Origin of the sequence: Limnohabitans sp. (assembly GCF_044373035.1) — a bacterium.
Lineage (GTDB): Bacteria > Pseudomonadota > Gammaproteobacteria > Burkholderiales > Burkholderiaceae_C > Limnohabitans_A.
Map to the genome: position 1 here is coordinate 30,883 of NZ_JBILQU010000005.1, position 22,062 is coordinate 52,944.

Sequence of the window (22,062 nt, forward strand, 5' to 3'; positions counted from 1 at the left end):
ACGTGTCACTTGGTGCTTCCTGTCGCAGTGGCCAGGCTGGCAGTTTCTGGATCCAAGCCCAAAGCATTGAGCTTGGCTTGCACCAATCGCCTGTAATCGGGACTGTCACTCAACAGTTGCCACGCGCTTTGATAAGCACTGACCGCTTCGCCTTTTTGACCTTTGACTTGCATGACGTCGCCACGCAAATCAGCCGCCAAACCCGCCATGGCCGGGGTAAAGGGCGCACTCAACTGGGCCAGCGCCTCGTCGTTCGAGCCGGCATCGAGCAAGAGTGCAGAAAGTCGCAAACGCGCAATGTCGCGGTACGCAGGGTCGGGTGCCACTTCAGCGACCCACTTCAGAGCGGCGCGGGCGGCTTCGGCCTTGTCTTTGGCCTGCAACGCCTTGGCCGCCAGCAAGGCAGCCTGGTGGGCGTATTGCGTACCACCGAACTTTTCTTTCATGTCGGCCAAACTGCGCTCCACACGGACCACATCTCCGGCAGTGACGGCGCGCTCGACCTCGTCAAACAGCACAGCGGCCTTGGCCGCCTGGTCTCGTTGCCAATATTGGTAGCCGTTCCAAGCCGCATAGCTGCCTAAAACGACTATCAACACCCAGGAAATCAGGTTGCCGTATTTCTTCCAGAAGTGTTTGATCTGGTCGAGTTGTTCTTGTTCTTCAAGGTCGAGGGCTTTGGCCATGGTGTGATTAAAAAGTTGAGCGCTTCAAAGCGCGGATTGTAGGCTGTGGGCCCACGCGGCCACAGTGTTCAGCGGCTCGGTGCGCTGGGCACCTTCACCGTCACGCAGCGATTTGACCGCCACCAGGCCTTGGGCCAATTCTTCGGCACCAAAGACCAGGGCGAAACGCGCACCCGAGGCATCGGCTTTTTTGAACTGGGACTTCATGCTGCCCATGCCGTCACCCGAGCCAGAATGCATCTGAGCCGACACGCCACAAGCGCGCAAGCTCTGCAACACCTGCATGGCCACGGGCAAGGTGGCGGTCTCTGGGATGATGGCGTAAACGTCGGGGGCCAAATCGGGCAAGGTCTCGCCCTGCTCCTTGATGAGCTCAAGCACGCGCTCGACACCCAAGGCCCACCCCACCGCAGGTGTTGGCTTGCCGCCAATTTGCTCAATCAGGTAGTCGTAACGGCCACCGCCGCAAATCGTGCCCTGCGAGCCCAGGCGGGTGGTGATGAACTCGAACACCGTGAGGTTGTAGTAATCCATGCCACGCACCAAGCGCGGGTTGATGCTGTAGGCCACCCCATTGGCATCCAGAATGGCTTTGACTGCATTGAAATGGGCCAAGGACGCTTCACCCAAAAAGTCGAGCAAACGGGGGGCCGCCTCCACCACGCTTTGCATGGCCGGGTTCTTGGTGTCCAGGATGCGCAGCGGGTTGTTGTGCAGCCGGCGCTTGGCTTCTTCGTCCAGCACATCGCTGTGCTTTTCAAGGTGGGCAATCAAGGCTGCGCGGTGGGCTTGACGCTCTGCGGGTTGGCCCAAGCTGTTGAGTTCCAGGCGCACATCTTTCAGGCCCAACACCTTCCACAGGTCATTGGCCAGCAAGATCAGTTCAGCGTCCACCTCGGCACCACCAAAACCCAGCACCTCGGCACCGACTTGGTGAAACTGGCGGTAGCGACCGCGCTGCGGGCGCTCATGGCGGAACATGGGGCCCATGTAATACAGGCGCTTGCCGCCTTCGTAAAGCAGGTTGTGCTCGACCACAGCGCGCACAAGTCCTGCTGTCCCCTCGGGGCGCAGGGTGAGTTGTTCGCCATTCAGGCGGTCTTCAAAGGAGTACATCTCCTTTTCAACGATGTCGGTCACCTCACCCAGGCCGCGCACAAACAAGGCCGTGGGCTCAACAATGGGCAAACGCACGTTGCGGTAGGCATAACGCGCCATCAAGGCGCGCACTTGCTGCTCCAGCCATTCCCAACGCGCCGAGTCGGGCGGCAGGATGTCGTTCATGCCCTTGACGCCGACCAGCTTTTGGGCCTTGGCCACCTTTTCAACCTTGGGGGCGTTTTCTTTCAACGGCTCACTCATTTTGGTACTGCAGATCCGGAACCAAAACGGTTCTCAATGTAGTTTTCAACCAGCACCTGAAACTCTTGCGCAATGCCTTCACCGCGCAGCGTCAGGCGTTTTTCGCCGTCGATGAAGACCGGAGCCGCAGGCGCTTCGCCCGTGCCCGGCAGGCTGATGCCGATGTCGGCGTGTTTGCTTTCACCAGGGCCGTTGACGATGCAGCCCATGACCGCCACCTTGAGGTTTTCCACCCCGGGGTAATGCGCACGCCAGACGGGCATTTGTGCACGCAAAAAGTCGTCAATCTGCTTGGCCAGCTCCTGGAAAGTGCTGCTGGTCGTGCGGCCGCAGCCGGGGCAAGCCGTCACGCTGGGCACAAAAATGCGCAAGCCCAGCGACTGCAAAATCTCAGACGCGATCACCACCTCTTGCGTGCGGGCTTCACCCGGCTGAGGCGTGAGCGAGACGCGGATGGTGTCGCCAATGCCTTCTTGGAGCAAGACCGACAAAGCCGTCGCCGAAGCCACCGTGCCCTTGGTGCCCATGCCCGCTTCGGTCAGGCCCAGGTGCAAGGCGTAGTCGGTGCGGCGGCCCAGCTCGCGGTAAACAGCGATCAAATCTTGCACCCCTGAAACCTTGCAGGACAGGGCAATTTGCGCACCGTTCAAGCCCATGGCTTCAGCCCGTTCGGCAGAGGAGATGGCCGATGAAATCAGCGCTTCGTACATGACTTGGCGCGCTTCCCAAGGCTGGGCGCGCTGGCTGTTGGTGTCCATCAGATCGGCCAGCAACTCCTGGTCGAGACTGCCCCAGTTCACGCCGATGCGGATGGCTTTGTTGAAACGCATGGCCGCTTCGATCATCTGACCGAACTGCACATCGCGCTTGTCGCCCTTGCCCACGTTGCCGGGGTTGATGCGGTATTTGGACAAGGCCTCGGCGCACGCTGGGTAATCGGTCAACAGCCGGTGGCCGTTGTAATGAAAATCACCGATCAGGGGCACGTCGATGCCCATTTTGTCGAGCTGGTCGCGGATGTGCGGCACCGCCTCAGCGGCTTCGGGGGTGTTGACGGTGATGCGCACCATCTCGGAACCTGCAATGGCCAGTTCCTTGACCTGAATGGCGGTACCGATCACGTCGACCGTGTCGGTATTGGTCATGGACTGCACGCGCACTGGGGCGCCGCCGCCGACGGTGACGACGCGCGAGCCCCAGACCACTTGGGACTGGCGACTGCGCCGCACTGCAGGACGCGCAATCGCAATCGGCTCAGGGCTCAGTGGCAAGTTTGCAGATGACATGTTCACTCCTTCACTTCAAAACGAGCCACCGTCACTTGGGTGTGGGGCTTGAGGTCAAAAGCTTGGCCGCGCAGCGTTGCGCTGACCACCTGTGCACGGCCGACCACCACACTCACCGGCAAAGGGCTCTGGATTCGGGTGCTTTCGCCGGCCTTGACCACACCACTCCAGACCACCGCTTTTTGCGCGTTGCGCACTTCCAGCCAACTGTCGCCCGAAGCGGAAAACACCCATTCGGGGGATGCATCAGTACGGCCTGCAGAAGACGATGCCATGGCTGTCGCTGGATTGGCAGGGAGCACTTGCGTACTCTTGGATGCCATGGGCGCAGTCGCCACTGCGGTCGTTGCCGCATTGGGAGCCATAGAGACCGAAGACGCTGACGACTTCGTGGTTTTTGCATCAGAAGCTTCCAAGGTGGGCAATGGCGCGGCAAACACAGGCAGCGAAACAGGTTCGCCGACTTGTTGAGAAACCACCTCGTCAGCCATCAAGGATTGGACGTCCTCCAACCAAGCCCACTGAGACGGACCGGGCAACCAAAGCAACGCGCCTGTCAAAAACAGCATGAATGCGGCACTCCAGACCACTTTGGATGAAACCATGCGACCCCAAGGCAGACCAGCGATGCCCACAGAGGCCTCATCTTCAAGGGGCTTGATGGCGCTTCGCAGAGGCTCCAAATGGGAGGACATTTGCGGCAACAAGGCCAAAATCGGTGCAGCGTCGGTTTGCAAGTGACGGCAAACGCCGGAAGCCAGGCCCCGGTAAAAGACGGGGCCTTTGCCCGGGTCAAGCTGATCCGCCTCCAAAGCCTCCAGCTGGCGCACCGGCACTTTCAAGGTGACCGACAAAACGGCCAGGTGGATGCCCGCCTTCAAACGCGCTTTGCGCAGCAACTGCCCTGCCGTCACAGCCAAAACAGGGGGCTCAGAACTGTCGACCAGGGGTCCGGACTCGGTTTTTAGGCTTGGTGTCATGTCAAGGCTCCGAAAAAGTCACAGCGGACAGGGGGACCCAGTGGATGGTGCGTTGCTCGGCCATCCGCGATTGCACTTGGGTGCGGTCTTTCACATCTCCGGCCAGCTGGCCGCAGGCCGCATCGATGTCATCGCCACGGGTTTTGCGCACCGTGGTGACCAAACCGGCGTCTTGCAACTGCTTGGCAAAAGCCTGCACGCGAGCCTGAGGTGAACGCAGCAAACCGGAGGCCGGAAAAGGGTTGAAGGGAATCAGATTGAACTTGCAGCGCAGACCCTGGCGGGCGTGTTTTTGCACCAGGTCAATCAAGGCGCTGGCGTGCTCGGGCTGGTCGTTGACGCCATCGAGCATGCAGTATTCAAAGGTGATGAAGTCGCGCGGCGCATGGGCCAGATAGCCAATGCAAGCCTGCATGAGCTCATCGAGCGGGTATTTGCGGTTGAGCGGCACCAGGTTGTCGCGCAGCGCATCAAAAGGTGCGTGCAGCGACACGGCCAGCGCGACCGGGCAATCGCTCGACAAGCGCTCGATCATGGGCACCACCCCTGAAGTGGACACTGTGACGCGGCGGCGCGACAGGCCATAACCGTGGTCGTCAAGCATGGCGCGCAAGGCGGGCACCAAGGCCGAATAGTTTTGCAGCGGCTCGCCCATGCCCATCATCACCACGTTGGAGATGACGCGGTCTGGCGTGTTCAGGTGCTGGCGCAAGAAATGCTCGGCGAACCACAGCTGGGCCAGGATCTCACCCGTGGTGAGGTTGCGGCTGAAACCTTGGTGACCCGTCGAGCAAAAACGGCAGCCCACGGCGCATCCGGCCTGAGATGAAATGCACAAGGTGCCCCGATCGTCTTCGGGGATGAACACCGATTCGATGGCGTTGCCATCGCCGACGTCAAACAACCATTTGATGGTGCCGTCGGCTGAAATGTGTTGGCTGATGAGGGGAAGTGGCGCGACGCGCGCGTGGGACTGGAGCTTTTGGCGCAAGGACTTGGCCAGATCGCTCATCAGATCAAAATCCACAGCGCCCCGCTGGTGGATCCAGCGGAACAACTGCGTGGCTCGAAAGCGCTTTTCGCCCAGACCCTCGCAAAAAACGGCCAAACCTTCCAGGTCGAATTCGAGAAGGTTGGTCGTCATGGGGTCAGGGCGCAGGGGCGCGTGCGGTCCACAACGCGATCAGCGTGCGTACACGTTCATGCCGGCAAAGAAGAAGGCGATTTCAGCGGCAGCCGTTTCAGGCGCATCGGAGCCATGCACAGCGTTGGCGTCGATGCTGTCAGCGAAATCAGCACGGATGGTGCCGGCGGCGGCTTTCTTGGGATCGGTCGCACCCATCAGGTCACGGTTTTTGGCAATGGCGTTCTCGCCTTCCAGGGCCTGGATCATCACAGGGCCGGAGATCATGAAATCAACCAGGTCCTTGAAGAAAGGACGCTCTTTGTGCACACCGTAAAACTGCTCGGCTTCGCCGCGAGAGAGGTGGGCCATTCTGGCAGCGACCACTTTGAGGCCAGCGGCTTCGAAACGGGCGTAAATTTGACCGATGACGTTCTTGGCGACAGCGTCGGGCTTGATGATGGAAAGAGTGCGTTCGATGGCCATGGTTTTTTCCTGTTAAGAGGTGATTTTTAACTATTTTTGCCTTGCGACAAAGCCCACCATTCTAACCTGAGTGGGTGACAAAATGGCCCCGCCAGCCGATGGCCGACAGAGGAAACGGGATTTGGCCGCCCTGAGCTGCCAAGACAGCCAAAGCCGATCTTCAGCGGCTGCGTACACCACCGCCTCGACCACCTCGACCTGGGGTGGCCGGCGCTTTTTTCAGGCGGTTGAAGCTTTCGGCGCCAATGTACTTGGCCTCACTTTTGGGGGCATCAGATTGGGCATGCAAGCCAGACCCTCCCGGTGCCTGGTTGGGCTTGGCGGCCGGTTTGGCGCGGGGCACGGCCGTGCCTGCGCGGCCTTGTCCACCGGTGCGGGGGCGCCGGTCATTGCGGTTGGTGCGGGTCGGCTGCTCTGTGACGGGGCGGGGACGCTCGCTCGTGCCCGCCGCCCGCATCAAGGCGCGGATATCGGCCTCGTCGAGTTCAAGCCAAGCGCCACGGCGCAAACCGTGCGGCAGCACCATCGCGCCATAACGGATGCGGATCAGGCGACTGACTGCATGACCGACAGATTCCATCATGCGGCGCACTTCGCGGTTACGGCCTTCAGAGATGGTCACGCGGTACCAGCAGTTGGAGCCTTCGCCGCCACCGTCTTCGATCGAGCCGAACTGGGCCGGACCGTCTTCGAGCATCACGCCGTCCAACAGCTTTTGCTTTTCGTCTTTGCTCAGGGCACCCAGAACACGCACGGCGTATTCGCGCTCCAGACCAAAACGCGGGTGCATGAGCTGGTTGGCCAACTCACCCGAGCTGGTGAACAGGAGCAGTCCTTCGGTGTTCAGATCCAGGCGGCCCACCGACTGCCATTTGCCGTTTTGCAGGCGCGGCAGTTTGCGAAACACCGAGGGGCGGTTTTGCGGGTCGTCGTGGCTGACGATCTCGCCAGCAGGCTTGTGGTAGGCGATCACACGGGCGGGCGGCGGGTCGATGCGGATGCGGATCGGCTTGCCGTCGACCTTGATTTGGTCGCCGTATTGCACACGCTGGCCCACATGGGCGAGTTCGTTGTTCACGACAATGCGGCCTTCGGTGATGAGTTTTTCCATCTCCAGGCGCGAGCCCATGCCGGCCTGGGCCAGCACCTTATGCAGTTTGGGCGAGTCGGTTTGGGGGGCAAGCACGCGCTTGCCCAGGTCTTGCGCCACCGCTTCGGCTGCGTCCTCGTCATCGAACTGGCCAGAGACCACATCGGCCAGGTCAATCGCCTTGTAAGGCGTGGGGGCTGCTTTGGCAGCACCCGTTTTGCGAGCGGCGTAAACGCCAGAGCGTTGGCCCTGCGCGTTGGAGGAAGAATCGTTCATGTGGGGGTGTTTTCTTGGCCGTGGCCGGGGTTGGCGGGGTCCACGTCGGGCAAATTGGCGTCCGAGTGGTCATCGCCGAGCGGGTCGCTCAATGCAGGGCTGGAAAGCTCATTTTGGGGGGCGTTGGCAGCTTCGGTAAAGGCCGCGGCAGAGCGGGGTTCACCCGCCAAGCTTGATTCGGCAGACTCGGCCAGAGCCTCTTCGAGCGAAAGGCTGGCCTGCGCCGGGGACTCGTCCAGCATGCCGGCCAGGGCCGACATGGGCGAATCGACTTGGGAGAGCAAGGGCAATTGGTCCAAAGCGGCCAGACCCAAATCGTCCAGAAACTGGCGGGTGGTGGCAAACAAGCTGGGACGACCCACCGTTTCGCGGTGGCCAATGACCTCGACCCAGCCCCGGTCCTCCAGCTGCTTGATGATTGGCGAGCCGATGGTCACGCCCCGGATGTCTTCCATGTCACCACGAGTGACCGGCTGGCGATAGGCGATGATGGCCAGGGTCTCCAGCACGGCGCGGGTGTATTTGGGGGGCTTTTCGGGGTGCAGACGGTCCAGGTAAACACGCAACTCCGGACGGCTTTGAAAACGCCAACCGCTGGCCACGCGGGTCAGCTCCAGGCCTTTGCCCGCCCATTCAAGTTCAAGGTCTTGCAGCATCAGCCGCAGGGTGTCGGCCCCGAGCGCATCGTCAAACAGCACGCGCAAGTCGCGCAGCGACAAAGGCTGGCCCGCTGTCAGCAGGGCCGTTTCCAGGACACGCTTGGCTTGCGCCGTATTCATGGTGTCGGTCTTTCGGAAAAAAACGCCTCACGGCGAAGTGGCAAAACGCCTCACGGCGTGTGAATAGGGCAGTTCAGAACTGCCAAAGACCCTCCAAAGGGGTCAGGGTCAACGGCCTTGGTGGCGCGTCAAGGGGACAGATTGTAACTGAGGCCCAAATTTTGCAAGGCCTGGGCCATGTCCTCGGGCAAAGCCGACGTCAGGTCGATGCTCTGGCCGGTGATCGGGTGCTCAAAGGCCAGCCGCCAGGCATGCAAGGCCTGGCGCACCATGCCACCCAGCGGGGCGCCACCGTACACCGCGTCGCCCAACAAGGGGTGCCCGAGGTGCGCCATGTGCACCCGAATCTGGTGCGTGCGCCCCGTGTGCAAGGTGCAACGCACCAAGCAGCAACGCTCGCCTTGGGCCAGCAGATCGAAGGTGGTGGCCGCTGTTTTGCCCGATTGGTGGGCCAGGTCCACCACGGCCATGCGCAAACGGTTGGCCGGGTCTCGGCCGATGGCGGCCTCGAGCGTGCGCGTTGACGGGCCGGTCCAGTTCTTATGGCCCAAGGCCAGGTATTGGCGGTGCACTTGACGCGCAGCAATCTGGGCCACCAATGCGTCCATGGCCTGGCGCGTGCGGGCCACCACCATCAGTCCGCTGGTGTCCTTGTCCAGCCGGTGCACGATGCCTGCGCGGGGCACTTCACTGGCCAACGGGTCCAAGGCCAGCAAGCCATTGAGCAGCGTGCCGCGCCAATTGCCCGGCGCCGGGTGAACCACCAAACCCGCCGGCTTGTGGACCACGCGCAGGTGCGCGTCTTCGTACACCACATCGATGGGCATGGCCTCGGGCACAAAGGCTTGTGACTGCGGCGTGGCCCGCAAGGTGATTTGCAGCAGATGCCCCAGCCGCACCTTGGCCGAGACCTTGGTGGTCACGCGGCCATCGATCAGCAACTCACCTTGCTCGATCAATTGCTGCAAATAACTGCGCGAAAACTCGGGAACCAACTGTGCCAATACCCTGTCCAGACGCTGGCCATGCAGGGTCACAGGGACGGCTGCCGTGCGCACCTCTTCTTGTGCATCTTCTTGTGCATCTTCTTGCGACGCTTCAAGCGCGTGCTCAGCATCTTCGGCCAGCTCGCCGGGGTCATGCATTTCGGGGTCGGTCGATATAATCAAAGGGTTCAACAATCAAGGTGTCACAGATGCAAAGCTTCAGATTATCAATGGTTCCAGCTGGCCTGGTTTTGACCATGGGACTCCTTCTGAGTGGCTGCGCCAACACCCCCAAGGACCTGACGGCAGGCTGGACCCCTGAAAAGATCTACAGCGAAGCCCGCGACGAGGCGAGCGCGGGTGCCTGGGACAAGGCCATTGGCTATTACGAAAAACTCGAAGGCCGCGCCGCAGGCACAGCCCTTGCCCAACAAGCCCAGATCAACAAGGCTTTCGCCCAGTACAAAACCGGCGACAAGATCCAGGCCATCGCCACGCTGGACCGATTCATCCGACTGCACCCCACCAGCCCGGCCCTGGACTACGCGATTTACCTCAAAGGCTTGGTCAACTTCAACGACAACCTGGGTTTGTTCGCTTTCATCACGCGTCAAGACCTCTCCGAGCGTGACCAAAAGGCCGCGAAAGACTCCTACGAGGCCTTTCGCGATCTGAGCACACGCTTTCCGGACTCCAAATACACCGCTGATGCACGCCAGCGCATGACTTACATCATCAACTCGCTGGCCGCTTACGAGGTGCATGTGGCCCGTTTCTATGCCAGCCGGGGCGCGCATGTGGCGGCCATCAACCGGGCGCAGCAGGCCATTGCCGACTACCAGGGCGTGCCTGCCCTCGAGGAAGCCCTGGCCATTTTGATCAGCTCTTACAAGGCCATGGGCATGGCGACGCTGAGCAACGATGCCAAGCGTGTGTTGCAAAGCAGCTTCCCAAAGTCGGCCTTTTTGCTCACCGATGGCGCAGAGGTCAAGCGCTCGAGTGGCTGGCGTCTGTGGTGAGCTGACGCAGCGCTTCCATAAAAGCCGCGTGGTCGTCCAGGCGGCGCATGGCGGGCAAACCCCGCAGCAAGCGCCGGCCATAGGACATGGTGCTCAGGCGGTTGTCGCACACCACCAAAATGCCGCGATCGGTTTCGCTGCGGATCAAGCGCCCTGCCCCTTGTTTGAGTGACACCGCCGCTTCCGGCAGAGCGTGGTCAGCAAAAGCGCTCTTGCCCTGCTGCGTGATGCGCAGGCTGCGCGCCTCAAACAGCGGATCACCCGGTGGCGGAAAAGGCAGCTTGTCGATGACCACCAGTTGCAGCGCATCACCGGGCACATCGAAGCCCTCCCAAAATGAGGCCGAGGCCACCAGCACGCAACCCATGCGGCCTTGCGCGTCACCGCGCCCTCCCCCCTCGCGAAAACGCTCCATCAAGCGTCTCTTGGGGCTTTGGCCCTGCACCAGCACCTCCACACTGCCTTCACACTGCGCTTGCAGTTGCTCGCCAATGCTGCGCATCGCGTTCAAGGTGGTGGTCAACACCAGGGTTCGGCCGCCCAAAATCGCCAGCGCCTCCAGCACCAAAGCAGCCACCTGGTGGGCGTGGCCCGGGTCACCCGGACGAGGCAGGTGCGGCGGCACATACAGAGCCGCTTGCTGTGCATAGTCAAAAGGGCTGTTGACCTGCATGACCTCGGCCGAGCTCAGGCCACAAGGCTCGGTGAACCAGCGCAAACTCGGCTCGTGACCCAAAGTCGCCGAGGTGAAAATCCAGGCCCGCTGCCCCACACCCGGCGCAGGTCCTGCCGGCGCATGCCCTGCCGACGCAGGGTGGCTTACAGCGTGTCGCGGAACCCCCGCCATCAAGGCCTCCAAAGAGTCGGCGTCTGGGGGCGACTCGGCCTCGGCCGCGGGTTGCGGCGTCACTGACACAGGACGGGTCAGGGCAGAAAAGGCCTGCGCGATGTCCAAGGGCGACTCGATCAGGCGCAGTTGTGCACTCACCTCGACCCAGCGCACGCCCTCGGGGTTGGGCATTTCAGTGAACAAGGTGGCGCGCTGCATCAGCTCGCGGGTGCGCTCGCCCAGTCGCTGAAAATCGGGGGCCAGCTCGCTCACCATGTCCAAGCCATTTTGCAAATTCACCAAGGCGCTCGACACCGCTTGCAGTGCATCCGACCACTCGTCTGGAGCCACCCCCTCCGGGTGTTGGCCCGTCCAACGCAAACGCACCGATCCTCGGTGCTGGCCAGCGGTCAGGCGCCAATCGCGGGCGGCTTTTTCCAGGCCGGCGCTCAGGGCTTGCCAATCGACCAGGCCACGCGCCAACTGCAAACCGGTGGCCAGCACATCGCGCACCAGTTCGTGCAACTGCACTGTGGACAATTGCTGGCCCAAAAAATTCACCCCGATCTCGTTGAGTTGGTGAGCCTCGTCAAACACGGTCACGCGCACCGTGGGCAGCAGCTCGGCCACACCCGACTCGCGCACCGCCATGTCCGCAAAGAAAAGATGGTGGTTGATGACCACCACGTCCGCGGCCATGGCCTCTTTGCGCGCCAGATTGACATGGCAAGCGCGAAAGCGTGGGCAGGTTGAGCCCAGGCAGTTGTCGCGGGTGGAGGTGACCAGCGGCCACAAGGAGGAGCGCTCGTCCAAACCCGTCAGCTCGGCCATGTCGCCGCTGCGGGTGGATTGCGCCCAGGTCTCGATCTTGGCCAAGGCTTTTTGCGCCCCGGGTTGGGCCGATTCAGGGCTGTGCCGGGCTTGCTCCATGCGGTGCAGGCACAAGTAGTTGCCACGGCCTTTGAGCAAAGCCACCCGAATGGGCAAACCCAACACCTCCACCAAACGCGGAATGTCGCGAGAAAATAATTGGTCTTGCAGCGCCTTGGTGGCCGTGGACACCAGGGCCCGCTGGCCACTCAGCAAGACCGGCACCAGATAGGCGTAGGTCTTGCCCGTGCCCGTGCCTGCCTCCACCACCAACTGACCGCCGTCTTGCACCGTGCGGCTGACCGCCATGGCCATGTCGGTCTGGCCCTGCCGAGGCTGAAAACCCGGCACGGTTTGCGCCAACACCCCGTGGCCGGACAGGGTTTCGGCCACCCGCTGATCGAGCAAATTCAAGCGGGTTCCTTGGGGGACAACTGCGATTGCAGCTGAACGATCTGGTCACGCAGGACCAAACGGCGTTTTTTCATGCGTCGCAAGCTCAGTTCGTCGAGTTGAACGGGCACAGACACGGCTTGGTCAATCCGTGCATCCAGGTCGGCATGCTCGATTTGGCATTCGATCAGCTGACGTTGGGGTGAACGCAAATCAACTGACGCTGTCTTGGACACATTGCTGGGGCTGTCTTCGCTCATGGTGCCCCCCGAGTCTCGGATGGCTTGAATTGCAAACGCCGTTCGCGTTGCTCGGTGCGCCACGACCGCTCTTGCGCGTTCAAGGCCAACTCCTGCTGGCGCAAGGGCGCCAACGCCTGTCTTCGGGTGAGTCGCGCATCGCTCAAGCAGACGTTGACGGCAAATTTTTGCCAACACGCCGCTTGCTGCATCTGCTCGGCTTGCACAATGGCGCTGCGTTGTGCTGCCAGTGCCTGTCGTTGGCGTGTGATGGCCTCGGGCACCTCAGTCAAGCTGGGGTCCGAAGCCAATGGTGTCTGAGTGTCCAGCACGGGGAGGGCCAGATACGTCATCGGGGCCGTCAAGGTTTCTGTATGGACGATTTGCGCCTGAACGCCCCAGCCCGACAACAGGCTCAGCGCCAAACCGCAACACCTGCTCAAAAATGCGCTTGTCATGTGAGCTGCGTGTCCACCGTGCGGTGTTCCAACGCCAGAAACTCGCTGGACTGCATTTCATGCAAGCGCGAGACGGTGCGTGGAAACTCGTGCGACATCGGACCTGAAGTGTACAGGCCCTCGGGCGGCACGGCGGCCGACATGATCAGCTTGACCCGGCGGTCGTACAGCACATCGATCAGCCAAGTGAAGCGCCGTGCTTCAGACGCCATGCTCACCGGCATGTGCGGCACATTGCTGAGCAAAACCGTGTGGTACTGCGTGGCGATTTCCAGGTAGTCGTTTTGCGAACGCGGACCGCCGCAAATGGCGCGAAAGTCAAACCAGACCACATCCCCGGCGCGGCGTTTGGCGGTGATGTTGCGCGCTTCGATGTGCAGCACCGGGTCTTCATCGGGGCCCGTGGCCAGGCGGTTGAAGGCATCGTTCATCTCGGCATCGGCCTGCTCACCCAGTGGCGAGTGGTAAAGCTTGACCTGCTCCAAGGTGCGGCGGCGGTAATCGATGCCGTTGTCCACACTGAGCACCTGCATGCGCTGGTTCAACAAAGCAATGGCAGGCAAAATCCGGTCACGGTGCAGACCCCCGGGGTACAAGCCGTCGGGTTCAAAATTGGAGGTGGTGACAAAGCCCACGCCATTGTCAAACAAAGCCACCAGCAGCCGATGCAAGATCATCGCGTCGGTGATGTCGGCCACATGGAACTCGTCAAAGCAAATCAGCTGGTAACGCTTGGCCATGCGCTTGCCCAGCTCGTCCAGCGGGTTCACGGTGCCCTGAATGGCGGTCAGCTCACGGTGCACCTCCCGCATGAACTCGTGAAAATGCAGCCGGGTCTTGCGCTGGATGGGCAGGGCCGCAAAAAAGCAGTCCATCAAAAAGCTTTTACCGCGCCCCACGCCCCCAAACATGTAAACCCCCTTGGGGATCTCAGGGCGGCTGAAGAACTTGCCCAGCAGTCCTGAACGCTTGGATTGGTAGGCGGTCCACTCGCTGGCGCACCGCTCCAGCGCCTCGATGGCCCGCAGTTGGGCCGGATCGCTTTGGTAAGCACGTTTTTGGAGCTCTTCTTCGTAAACTTCACGAACGGACATGGGGGGCTTGCTCTTCAATTCAAAAACAAAACCCGGGACCAGGCCCGGGTTTTAGGGATGCAGAACTTTAACCCAACTCACCCAGAACCGCAGCTCCGGGGGCGTTAAAGACTCAGAAGTTCAGCGTGCGCTTGTCCACAGCCAAAGCGGCCTCTTTGGTCGACTCGCTCAAGGACGGGTGCGCGTGGCAAATGCGGGCAATGTCTTCGGCGCTGGCACGGAACTCCATGGCCACCACAGCCTCGGCGATCAACTCGCTGGCTTGTGGGCCCACGATGTGCACACCCAGGATTTCGTCGGTGGTCGCATCGGCCAGCATTTTCACCATGCCCGTCGTGTCGCCCAAAGCACGGGCACGGCCATTGGCCAAGAACGGGAACGAACCCGCCTTGTAGGCCACGCCATCGGCTTTGAGCTGCTGCTCGGTGCGACCCACCCAAGCGATCTCAGGGCTGGTGTAAATGACCCAAGGGATGGTGTTGAAGTTGACATGACCGTGCTGACCTGCGATGCGCTCGGCCACGGCCACGCCCTCTTCTTCGGCTTTGTGCGCCAGCATCGGGCCGCGCACCACATCACCCACCGCCCACACGCCGGGCAGGTTGGTTTTGCAATCCGAGTCCACCACGATCGCGCCGCGTTCGTCCAGTTGCAGGCCGACCGCTTCGGTGTTCAAACCGATGGTGTTGGGCACGCGGCCGATCGAGATGATCAGCTTGTCGGCGTCCAGCGCCACGGCTTCGCCCTTGGCGTTGGTGTAGTGGACAGTCACGCCCTTCTTGCCGTTGACGATCTCGCCAACTTTCACGCCCAGCTCGATCTTCAGGCCTTGTTTGTCGAAAGCCTTCTTGGCTTCCTTGGCGATTTGCTCGTCCACGGCCCCCAGGAAAGTCGGCAGACCTTCGAGGATGGTGACTTCTGCGCCCAGACGGCGCCAGACCGAACCCATTTCCAGACCGATCACGCCGGAGCCGATCAGGGCCAGCTTCTTGGGCACTGCGCCCACGCGCAAAGCGCCATCGTTGGACAACACATTGACTTCGTCAAACGGCGTGCCAGGCAGAGCACGCGCGTTGGAGCCGGTGGCGATGATCACTTGCTTGGCCGTGATGGCCTCTTCGGTCTTTCCAGCCACGTTGATGGCATAGCCGCCTTCAGCTTGGCCAGCAAAGCTGCCGCGACCGTGGAAAAAGGTGACCTTGTTTTTCTTGAGCAGGTAAAGAATGCCATCGTTGTTTTGCTTCACCACGGTGTCTTTGCGCGCCAGCATCTTGGCCACGTCCATCTTCACGTCCTTGGCCGTGATGCCGTGGTCTGCGAAGTGGTGGTTGGCGTGCTCAAAGTGTTCGCTGGACTGCAACAAAGCCTTGGACGGGATGCAGCCCACGTTGGTGCAGGTGCCGCCGGGCGCTGGGCCACCGGCTGCGTTTTTCCATTCGTCGATACAGGCGACCTGGAAACCGAGTTGCGCGGCTCGAATGGCCGCAATGTAGCCACCGGGGCCACCGCCGATGACGACGACGTCGAATTGTTTGCTCATGGAATGGGTCTTCTGGATGGAAAACGCCCCCTGGGCAGGGGGCATTCAAAACAAGGGGTTTCAGATGTCGAACAGCAAGCGGGCTGGATCTTCCAGCGCTTCTTTCATGGCGACCAAGCCCAAGACAGCTTCGCGGCCGTCGATGATGCGGTGGTCGTACGACATGGCAAAGTAGTTCATGGGGCGAACCACGACCTGGCCGTTTTCCACCATGGCACGGTCTTTGGTCGCGTGAACGCCCAAAATGGCCGACTGGGGTGGGTTGATGATGGGGGTGGACATCATCGAGCCGAAGGTGCCGCCGTTGGAAATCGAGAAGGTGCCGCCGGTCATCTCTTCCATGCCCAGCTTGCCGTCTTTGGCTTTTTGGCCAAATTCAGCGATCTTTTTCTCGATGTCGGCAAAGCTCATCTGGTCGGCGTTGCGCAAGATGGGCACCACCAGACCACGGGGCGAACCCACCGCGATGCCGATGTCGAAGTAGCCGTGGTAAACGATGTCGTTGCCATCCACCGAGGCGTTGAGCACGGGGAACTTCTTGAGGGCGTGCACAGCGGCCTTGACAAAAAAGCTCATGAAGCCCAGCTTGCAGCCATGTTCCTTCTCGAAGCGCTCTTGCATGCGCTTGCGCATGTCCATGACCGGAGCCATGTTGATTTCGTTGAACGTCGTCAGGATGGCGTTGGTCGATTGCGATTGCAGCAAACGCTCGGCCACACGGGCACGCAGACGCGTCATGGGCACGCGCTGCTCGGGGCGCTCGCCCAAATCAACCGCCGGGCCAGACACCTGCGGCAAGGCCTTGGTGGGCACGCCGGTCGGGATCACCGCGGCAGTCGTTTTGACGCCACCGGCCACTGCAGCCAGCACATCGCCCTTGGTCACGCGGCCGTCTTTGCCGGTGCCAGGCACCGAGCCCGCAGCCAGACTGTTGTCGGCCATCAGCTTGGCTGCAGCGGGCATGGCCACACCGGCCATGCTGGTGCTGGCCACTGAGGGTGCAGCGGCGGCAGCCAGAGCCGATGCAGCGGCTGGCGCTGCTGCAGGTGCGGCGGCCACTTTGCCGTCGGTGTCGATGCGTGCGATCAGTTGCTCGGCGGCCACCGTGGCACCGTCAGCCTGGAGGATTTCAGACAGGACGCCAGCGGCGGGCGCGGGCACTTCGAGCACGACCTTGTCGGTTTCGATCTCGATCAGAATCTCATCGGCGGCCACGGTGTCGCCGACTTTCTTTTTCCACTGCAGCATGGTGGCCTCGGCCACGGACTCGGACAGTTGGGGAACTTTGACTTCTACGATTGCCATGATTTTTCCGTTATGCGTTGTACGTTAGGAAGGTGTACGAGAGGATTCAGGTGAAGGGTCTGGCGCTGAACACTCAGCGCCAGAGGCCGCATCACTTGGTCAGCACGAAGCCCTTGAGTTTGGCAAAGGCCGCCTCAATCAGCGCCTTTTGCTGGTCCTGGTGCAGGTGCGAGTAACCCACCGCGGGCGAGGCGGAGGCTGCGCGACCGGCGTAACCGAGCTTTTGGCCATCCTGCATGTTTTCGTGGATGTTGTGCTGGATGAAGAACCAGGCCCCCTGGTTTTGCGGTTCGTCCTGGCACCACACGAGGTCGGTGGCGTTGGGGTACTTCTTCAGCTCGGCCGCAAAGGCCTTGTGCGGGAAGGGGTAGAGCTGCTCCACACGGATGATGGCCACGTCGTCAGCACCCTTGGCCTCGCGGTGCTTGACCAGGTCGTAATAGACCTTGCCCGAGCAAGCCACCAAGCGCTTGACCTTGTCGGCCTTGAGTGTTTTGTTCTCTGGGATCACGGTCTGGAAGCTGCCATGCGTGAACTCGGACACGGGCGATGTCGCGTCCTTGTTGCGCAGCAGCGACTTTGGCGTGAAGATGACCAAGGGCTTGCGCAGGTTGCGCACCATCTGGCGACGCAGCACATGGAAGATCTGACTGGCCGTGGTGGGCTGAACCAGTTGCATGTTGGTGTCGGCCGCCAGCTGCATGAAGCGCTCCACACGGGCCGAGCTGTGCTCTGGCCCTTGACCTTCGTAGCCATGAGGCAACATCAAGGTGATGCCGTTGACACGGCCCCACTTGACCTCACCCGAGGCGATGAACTGGTCGATGACCACCTGTGCGCCGTTGGCGAAGTCGCCAAACTGCGCCTCCCAGATCACCAGGGTGTTGGGGTCGTTGGAGGCGTAACCGTATTCAAATGCCAGCACCGCTTCTTCGGACAAGATCGAGTCGATGACCACAAACGGTGCCTGCTTGTCAGAGACATTTTGCAGGGCCACGTAAGTGCCTGTGTCCCACTTCTCACGCTTTTGGTCGTGAATGACCGCGTGGCGGTGTGTGAACGTGCCACGGCCGCAATCTTCGCCCGACAGGCGCACGGGGTAGCCACTGGCCACCAAAGAGGCGAAGGCCATGTGTTCGCCCATGCCCCAGTCGACGGGTGTTTCGCCACGGCCCATGGCCGCGCGGTCGTCGTACACCTTTTTGACCAATTGGTGCGGCGTCACCGATTCAGGGATGGTCGTGATTTTTTCGGCGACGCGCTTCCACTCAGCCAGCGGAATGGCGGTGTCGCCCGCATCGGTCCACTTCTTGCCCAAGAAGGGCGACCAGTCCACCGTGAATTGTGTCTTGAAGTTGGTCAGCACCGGCTCGGTCGTGTTTTTGCCCGCGTCGAGTGCGGCGCGGTAAGCCTTGGCCATCTCATCGCCCAGGCTATCGCCCAAGCCTTGCGCAGCCAATCTGTCGGCAAACAGCTTGCGCGTGCCGGGGTGAGCAGCGATTTTCTTGTACATCAGCGGCTGGGTCAGCGCAGGGGTGTCCTGTTCGTTGTGGCCCAGTTTGCGAAAGCACACCACGTCCAGCACCACATCCTTGCGGAAGGTCATGCGGTATTCGAGCGCCAACTGCGTGGCCAAAACCACGGCTTCCGGGTCGTCGCCGTTGACGTGCAATACCGGAGCCTCGACCATCTTGACGATGTCGGTACAAAACACGCTGGAGCGCATGTCGCGAGGGTCGGACGTGGTAAAGCCGATCTGATTGTTGATGATGATGTGCACCGTGCCACCGGTGGAATAACCCCGGGTTTGCGCCAGAGCAAAGGTTTCCTGGTTCACCCCCTGGCCACCAAAGGCGGCATCGCCGTGCACCAGCACGGGCAGCACCTGTTTGCCTTGCGGGTCACCCCGGCGGTCCATGCGGGCGCGCACCGAGCCCTCGACCACGGGGTTCACGATTTCCAGGTGTGAGGGGTTGAAGGCCAGAGTCAAGTGGACCGGGCCACCGGCCGTGCTCACGTCGGAGCTGAAACCCTGGTGGTACTTCACGTCACCGGCAGGCAACTCTTCAGGGGCAGTGTGGTCGAACTCGGCAAAGAGGTCGGCCGGCAACTTGCCCATGGTGTTGACCAACACGTTCAAGCGGCCACGGTGGGCCATGCCGATCACGACTTCCTGCACGCCTTGCGCGCCGGCGGATTGGATCAACTCGTCCATGGCGGCGATGAAACTCTCGCCACCTTCGAGCGAAAAACGCTTTTGGCCTACGTACTTGGTGTGCAGGTAGCGCTCCAGACCTTCGGCGGCCGTCAGGCGGTCGAGGATCTGCTTTTTCTTGTCAACCGTGAAGTTGGGCTTGCTGCGGATGCTTTCGAGCTTTTGCTGCCACCAGCGCTTTTCGGCTTGGTCGGTGGTGTACATGTACTCGGCGCCCAGGGTGCCGCAATAGGTTTCGCGCAGTGCATTGAGCAATTCGCGCAGAGACATGCGGTTTTTGCCGAAGAAGGTGTTGCTGGTGTCGAACACGGTTTCTTGGTCGGCATCGGTGAAGCCAAAGAAAGCGGGGACGAGGTCAGGGATGTTGGGGCGCTCGGTGCGCTTGAGCGGGTCCAAGTCGGCCCAGCGCTGGCCCACGTTGCGGTAAGCGGCGATCAGCTGCTGCACGGCGGTGCGTTTGCGGCCCATTTCGACATCGGCACTGGCCATGACCACTTTGGTTCCGCCGGACTTGGCGCGCTCGGCAAAGGCATTGATGACGGGCAGGTGCGGCACGTCTTTGGCTTGGCTGCCATCGGTTGCGGGGACGTGCTGGAGGGCGTCAAAGTATTCGCGCCAGGAGTCGGGGACGCTGCCGGGGTTGGCCAGGTAGTTTTCGTACATCTCTTCGACATACGGGGCGTTGCCGCCGAACAAGTACGTGTTGCCTTGATAGGCAGCGTAGACGGAATTAGTCTCGCTCATATTTCGCTGACCTCCGTTTCCCTCTGGGAAACATAAGTTGGGTTGTTTTTACCTTCCGCGACACGGCTGAACCGGTTGGCGGATGCGACTGTGGCATGGGAAGGGCCTGAGTACATCAATCATTGTGCCATGGCTTGTCCGATACCCAGCATACAGCCGCATCCAACAAAGTGTTCAAAAGGCTCTTGGGGTGGAAAAAGACCCCGGCCAAGTGGGGCCCCCTGTCATCCTGGCTCGATCAGCCTTTGATCTGATCAACGATCTGCTGCAAAGCGGCCGGGTCGTCCATGGTGGTCAGATCGCCCGGATCGCGCCCCTCAGCCACGGCTTGAATGGCCCGGCGCAGCAATTTGCCGCTGCGCGTCTTGGGCAAGGCCGAGACGAAAAAGACACGCGAGGGGCGCGCCACCGCGCCCAGTTGCGAGTCCACCACCTTCATGACCTCGCCTTCGAGCTTCAAACGCGCCGCCGCATCGGTCAGGCCCGAGGTGTCCTTGGCAATGGCAAAGGCCATGGCCACCTGCCCTTTGAGCGGGTCGGCCACACCGACCACCGCCACTTCGGCGATGTTGGGGTGGCTGGAAATGCTTTCTTCGATCTCACGGGTGCCCAAGCGGTGCCCGGCCACGTTGATCACGTCGTCGGTGCGGCCTAGGATGAAAAAGTACCCGTCTTCGTCGCGCACAGCCCAGTCGAAGGTGTTGTAAACCAGCTTGCCCGGCACGGTTTTCCAGTAAGTCTTGACGAAGCGCTCGTCATCGCCCCAGATAGTTTGGAGGTTGCCGGGGGGCAGCGGGCCTTCGATGGTCAACACGCCCTTCTGATTGGCACCCGTCAGTTCTTCACCGGTCTGGTCGTCGACCAGTTTGACGTTGTAGCCATAAATGGCTTTGCCGGGCGAGCCAAACTTGCTGGGCGCTTTTTCCACGCCATTGCAAATGCTCAAGATGGGCCAGCCGGTTTCGGTTTGCCAGTAGTTGTCGATGATGGCCTTGCCGTTCAGGCCTTCAGAAATCCACTTGGCGGTCGGCTCATCCAACGGCTCCCCGGCCAGGAACAGCGCTTGCAGGCTGGACAAATCGTATTGGGTGAGCAGCGCAGGGTCTTGTTTTTTCAGCACACGGATCGCCGTGGGCGCGCTGAACATGACGTTGACCTTGTACTTCTCGACCAGGCTCCACCAGATGCCGCCGTCGGGGCGAATCGGCAGACCTTCATACAGGATGGTGGCCATGCCGCCGATCAGCGGGCCATAAATGATGTAACTGTGGCCCACCACCCAGCCAATGTCGCTGGTGCAGAAGAATGTTCCGCCCGGCTTGCCTTCAAAGACATTGGGCATGCTCGCCGCCAGGGCCACGGTGTAGCCGCCGGTGTCACGCTGCACGCCTTTGGGTTTGCCGGTGGTGCCCGAGGTGTAGAGCGTGTAGCTGGGGTGGGTGGATTCCACCCATTTACAAGGCACGACCGCATCCATGTGCTTGACGCGTTCGGTGGCGTAGTCCACATCGCGGCCAGCCACGGGTGTGAAGGCGGCCAGATTTCGGTTCACCATGACCACTTTGGCGGGTTTGTGGGCCGACAGCTGGATGGCTTCGTCGAGCAGGGGCTTGTAGGCCACCACCTTGCCGCTGCGTGAACCCGCGTCGGCACTGATGATGACTTTGGGCGAAGCGTCTTCGATGCGGGTGGCCAGCGAGTGCGACGCGAAACCGCCAAACACCACCGAATGGATGGCCCCCAGGCGCACGCAAGCCAACATGGCGAACGCCGCTTCGGCGACCATGGGCATGTAGATCAACACGCGGTCGCCCTTGACCACGCCCAGGTCTTGCAAGATGGCGGCCATGCGCTGCACTTCGGCGTGCAGGTCACGGTAGGTGTAAGTTTTTTCGGTGTCGGTTTCGGTCGACACGAAGATCAAGGCGGGCTGGTCGGCGCGCCCGACCAGGTGGCGGTCCACCGCGTTGTGGCACAGGTTGGTTTGGCCGCCGATAAACCACTTGGCAAACGGCGGGTTGCTGTAGTCGCAAATTTGCTGGGGCTGGACTTTCCAATCCACCAGTTTGGCCTGCTCGGCCCAAAAAGCGTCGCGGTCGTTGATCGAGCGCTGGTGAAATTCTGCGAAATTGCCCATCAATGTCTCCTGAATACCCATCACGTTGAAACCGGGGAAGGGGGCAATGTCTTTGCACCACCCAGCACTTCTGAATTCATAATTATGGCCAAGGGACTTGCAAGAAGCTGACTCAGCCCATGGTCAAAACCGTCATCGACGATGGTTGGCCAGCGCACGTCCCGC

18 protein-coding genes are annotated in these 22,062 nt (G+C 61.2%); 1 reads left to right on the top strand and 17 read right to left on the bottom strand.

The annotated features are described in order from the left end of the window. Positions 1-5: 5 nt before the first annotated feature. The 9 genes from ACIQ47_RS01700 to ACIQ47_RS01740 form a co-directional block, all read right to left on the bottom strand. Positions 6-686, bottom strand: a complete 681-nt coding sequence (locus ACIQ47_RS01700; RefSeq protein WP_396436538.1) for a YfgM family protein — start codon at positions 684-686, stop codon at positions 6-8. Positions 687-710: 24 nt separating this feature from the next. Next, positions 711-2,048: a histidine--tRNA ligase gene (gene hisS, locus ACIQ47_RS01705; protein ID WP_396436539.1), complete on the bottom strand. Its 1,338-nt coding sequence runs from the start codon at positions 2,046-2,048 to the stop codon at positions 711-713. Beyond that, positions 2,045-3,334, bottom strand: coding sequence for a flavodoxin-dependent (E)-4-hydroxy-3-methylbut-2-enyl-diphosphate synthase (ispG, locus tag ACIQ47_RS01710; protein ID WP_396436540.1), 1,290 nt, complete (start codon positions 3,332-3,334; stop codon positions 2,045-2,047). The genes hisS and ispG overlap by 4 nt, the downstream gene beginning before the upstream one ends. Before the next feature lie 2 nt (positions 3,335-3,336). Further along, complete coding sequence (locus tag ACIQ47_RS01715; protein WP_396436541.1) at positions 3,337-4,314, bottom strand: helix-turn-helix domain-containing protein; 978 nt, start codon at positions 4,312-4,314, stop codon at positions 3,337-3,339. 1 nt (position 4,315) lies between these two features. Then, entirely contained in the window at positions 4,316-5,458 is a 1,143-nt protein-coding gene (gene rlmN, locus ACIQ47_RS01720; RefSeq protein ID WP_396436542.1) for a 23S rRNA (adenine(2503)-C(2))-methyltransferase RlmN, read from the bottom strand. 39 nt (positions 5,459-5,497) lie between these two features. Then, complete coding sequence (gene ndk / locus ACIQ47_RS01725; protein WP_396436543.1) at positions 5,498-5,923, bottom strand: nucleoside-diphosphate kinase; 426 nt, start codon at positions 5,921-5,923, stop codon at positions 5,498-5,500. A 160-nt stretch (positions 5,924-6,083) separates the two neighbouring features. Beyond that, complete coding sequence (locus ACIQ47_RS01730) at positions 6,084-7,289, bottom strand: pseudouridine synthase (RefSeq protein ID WP_396436544.1); 1,206 nt, start codon at positions 7,287-7,289, stop codon at positions 6,084-6,086. Continuing rightward, positions 7,286-8,068: an SMC-Scp complex subunit ScpB gene (gene scpB, locus ACIQ47_RS01735; RefSeq protein WP_396436545.1), complete on the bottom strand. Its 783-nt coding sequence runs from the start codon at positions 8,066-8,068 to the stop codon at positions 7,286-7,288. The genes ACIQ47_RS01730 and scpB overlap by 4 nt, the downstream gene beginning before the upstream one ends. 128 nt (positions 8,069-8,196) lie before the next feature. Further along, positions 8,197-9,213 carry an RluA family pseudouridine synthase gene (locus tag ACIQ47_RS01740; protein ID WP_396436569.1) on the bottom strand — a complete coding sequence of 339 codons (1,017 nt, stop codon included), beginning with the start codon at positions 9,211-9,213 and terminating at the stop codon, positions 8,197-8,199. Between the two features lie 50 nt (positions 9,214-9,263). Here ACIQ47_RS01740 and ACIQ47_RS01745 point away from each other — a divergent pair, with 50 nt between their 5' ends. Next, positions 9,264-10,073 carry an outer membrane protein assembly factor BamD gene (locus ACIQ47_RS01745; protein ID WP_396436546.1) on the top strand — a complete coding sequence of 270 codons (810 nt, stop codon included), beginning with the start codon at positions 9,264-9,266 and terminating at the stop codon, positions 10,071-10,073. On the opposite strand, the gene ACIQ47_RS01750 is transcribed toward ACIQ47_RS01745, so the two are convergent. The 8 genes from ACIQ47_RS01750 to ACIQ47_RS01785 all read right to left on the bottom strand — a co-directional run bounded on the left by ACIQ47_RS01750 (position 10,042) and on the right by ACIQ47_RS01785 (position 21,897). After that, complete coding sequence (locus tag ACIQ47_RS01750; protein WP_396436547.1) at positions 10,042-12,186, bottom strand: ATP-dependent DNA helicase; 2,145 nt, start codon at positions 12,184-12,186, stop codon at positions 10,042-10,044. The genes ACIQ47_RS01745 and ACIQ47_RS01750 overlap by 32 nt on opposite strands. Further along, positions 12,183-12,425: a YdcH family protein gene (locus ACIQ47_RS01755; protein ID WP_396436548.1), complete on the bottom strand. Its 243-nt coding sequence runs from the start codon at positions 12,423-12,425 to the stop codon at positions 12,183-12,185. The genes ACIQ47_RS01750 and ACIQ47_RS01755 overlap by 4 nt, the downstream gene beginning before the upstream one ends. Beyond that, on the bottom strand, positions 12,422-12,862 hold the full coding sequence (locus ACIQ47_RS01760) for a hypothetical protein (RefSeq protein ID WP_396436549.1): 441 nt from the start codon (positions 12,860-12,862) through the stop codon (positions 12,422-12,424). Before ACIQ47_RS01760 ends, ACIQ47_RS01755 begins: the two co-directional genes overlap by 4 nt. Beyond that, positions 12,859-13,956, bottom strand: a complete 1,098-nt coding sequence (gene zapE / locus ACIQ47_RS01765) for a cell division protein ZapE (RefSeq protein WP_396436550.1) — start codon at positions 13,954-13,956, stop codon at positions 12,859-12,861. The genes ACIQ47_RS01760 and zapE overlap by 4 nt, the downstream gene beginning before the upstream one ends. Before the next feature lie 112 nt (positions 13,957-14,068). After that, the gene (gene lpdA, locus ACIQ47_RS01770; RefSeq protein WP_296291843.1) at positions 14,069-15,496 is read right to left on the bottom strand and encodes a dihydrolipoyl dehydrogenase; all 1,428 of its coding nucleotides are present in this window, start codon (positions 15,494-15,496) and stop codon (positions 14,069-14,071) included. 60 nt (positions 15,497-15,556) lie between these two features. Beyond that, positions 15,557-16,801 (bottom strand): 2-oxoglutarate dehydrogenase complex dihydrolipoyllysine-residue succinyltransferase, encoded by a 1,245-nt coding sequence (gene odhB / locus ACIQ47_RS01775; RefSeq protein ID WP_396436551.1) that lies wholly within the window; start codon positions 16,799-16,801, stop codon positions 15,557-15,559. Between the two features lie 91 nt (positions 16,802-16,892). After that, complete coding sequence (locus ACIQ47_RS01780; RefSeq protein ID WP_396436552.1) at positions 16,893-19,760, bottom strand: 2-oxoglutarate dehydrogenase E1 component; 2,868 nt, start codon at positions 19,758-19,760, stop codon at positions 16,893-16,895. A gap of 238 nt (positions 19,761-19,998) precedes the next feature. Then, positions 19,999-21,897: a propionate--CoA ligase gene (locus ACIQ47_RS01785; RefSeq protein WP_396436553.1), complete on the bottom strand. Its 1,899-nt coding sequence runs from the start codon at positions 21,895-21,897 to the stop codon at positions 19,999-20,001. Positions 21,898-22,062: the final 165 nt, after the last annotated feature.

Excerpts from the sequence above, each read along its gene's own strand:
- ACIQ47_RS01700 (WP_396436538.1), bottom strand. The coding sequence starts at position 686 with ATGGCCAAAGCCCTCGACCTTGAAGAACAAGAACAACTCGACCAGATC.
- hisS (WP_396436539.1), bottom strand. The coding sequence starts at position 2,048 with ATGAGTGAGCCGTTGAAAGAAAACGCCCCCAAGGTTGAAAAGGTGGCC.
- ispG (WP_396436540.1), bottom strand. The coding sequence starts at position 3,334 with ATGTCATCTGCAAACTTGCCACTGAGCCCTGAGCCGATTGCGATTGCG.
- ACIQ47_RS01715 (WP_396436541.1), bottom strand. The coding sequence starts at position 4,314 with ATGACACCAAGCCTAAAAACCGAGTCCGGACCCCTGGTCGACAGTTCT.
- rlmN (WP_396436542.1), bottom strand. The coding sequence starts at position 5,458 with ATGACGACCAACCTTCTCGAATTCGACCTGGAAGGTTTGGCCGTTTTT.
- ndk (WP_396436543.1), bottom strand. The coding sequence starts at position 5,923 with ATGGCCATCGAACGCACTCTTTCCATCATCAAGCCCGACGCTGTCGCC.
- ACIQ47_RS01730 (WP_396436544.1), bottom strand. The coding sequence starts at position 7,289 with ATGAACGATTCTTCCTCCAACGCGCAGGGCCAACGCTCTGGCGTTTAC.
- scpB (WP_396436545.1), bottom strand. The coding sequence starts at position 8,068 with ATGAATACGGCGCAAGCCAAGCGTGTCCTGGAAACGGCCCTGCTGACA.
- ACIQ47_RS01740 (WP_396436569.1), bottom strand. The coding sequence starts at position 9,213 with ATGCATGACCCCGGCGAGCTGGCCGAAGATGCTGAGCACGCGCTTGAA.
- ACIQ47_RS01745 (WP_396436546.1), top strand. The coding sequence starts at position 9,264 with ATGCAAAGCTTCAGATTATCAATGGTTCCAGCTGGCCTGGTTTTGACC.
- ACIQ47_RS01755 (WP_396436548.1), bottom strand. The coding sequence starts at position 12,425 with ATGAGCGAAGACAGCCCCAGCAATGTGTCCAAGACAGCGTCAGTTGAT.
- ACIQ47_RS01760 (WP_396436549.1), bottom strand. The coding sequence starts at position 12,862 with ATGACAAGCGCATTTTTGAGCAGGTGTTGCGGTTTGGCGCTGAGCCTG.
- zapE (WP_396436550.1), bottom strand. The coding sequence starts at position 13,956 with ATGTCCGTTCGTGAAGTTTACGAAGAAGAGCTCCAAAAACGTGCTTAC.
- lpdA (WP_296291843.1), bottom strand. The coding sequence starts at position 15,496 with ATGAGCAAACAATTCGACGTCGTCGTCATCGGCGGTGGCCCCGGTGGC.
- odhB (WP_396436551.1), bottom strand. The coding sequence starts at position 16,801 with ATGGCAATCGTAGAAGTCAAAGTTCCCCAACTGTCCGAGTCCGTGGCC.
- ACIQ47_RS01780 (WP_396436552.1), bottom strand. The coding sequence starts at position 19,760 with ATGAGCGAGACTAATTCCGTCTACGCTGCCTATCAAGGCAACACGTAC.
- ACIQ47_RS01785 (WP_396436553.1), bottom strand. The coding sequence starts at position 21,897 with ATGGGCAATTTCGCAGAATTTCACCAGCGCTCGATCAACGACCGCGAC.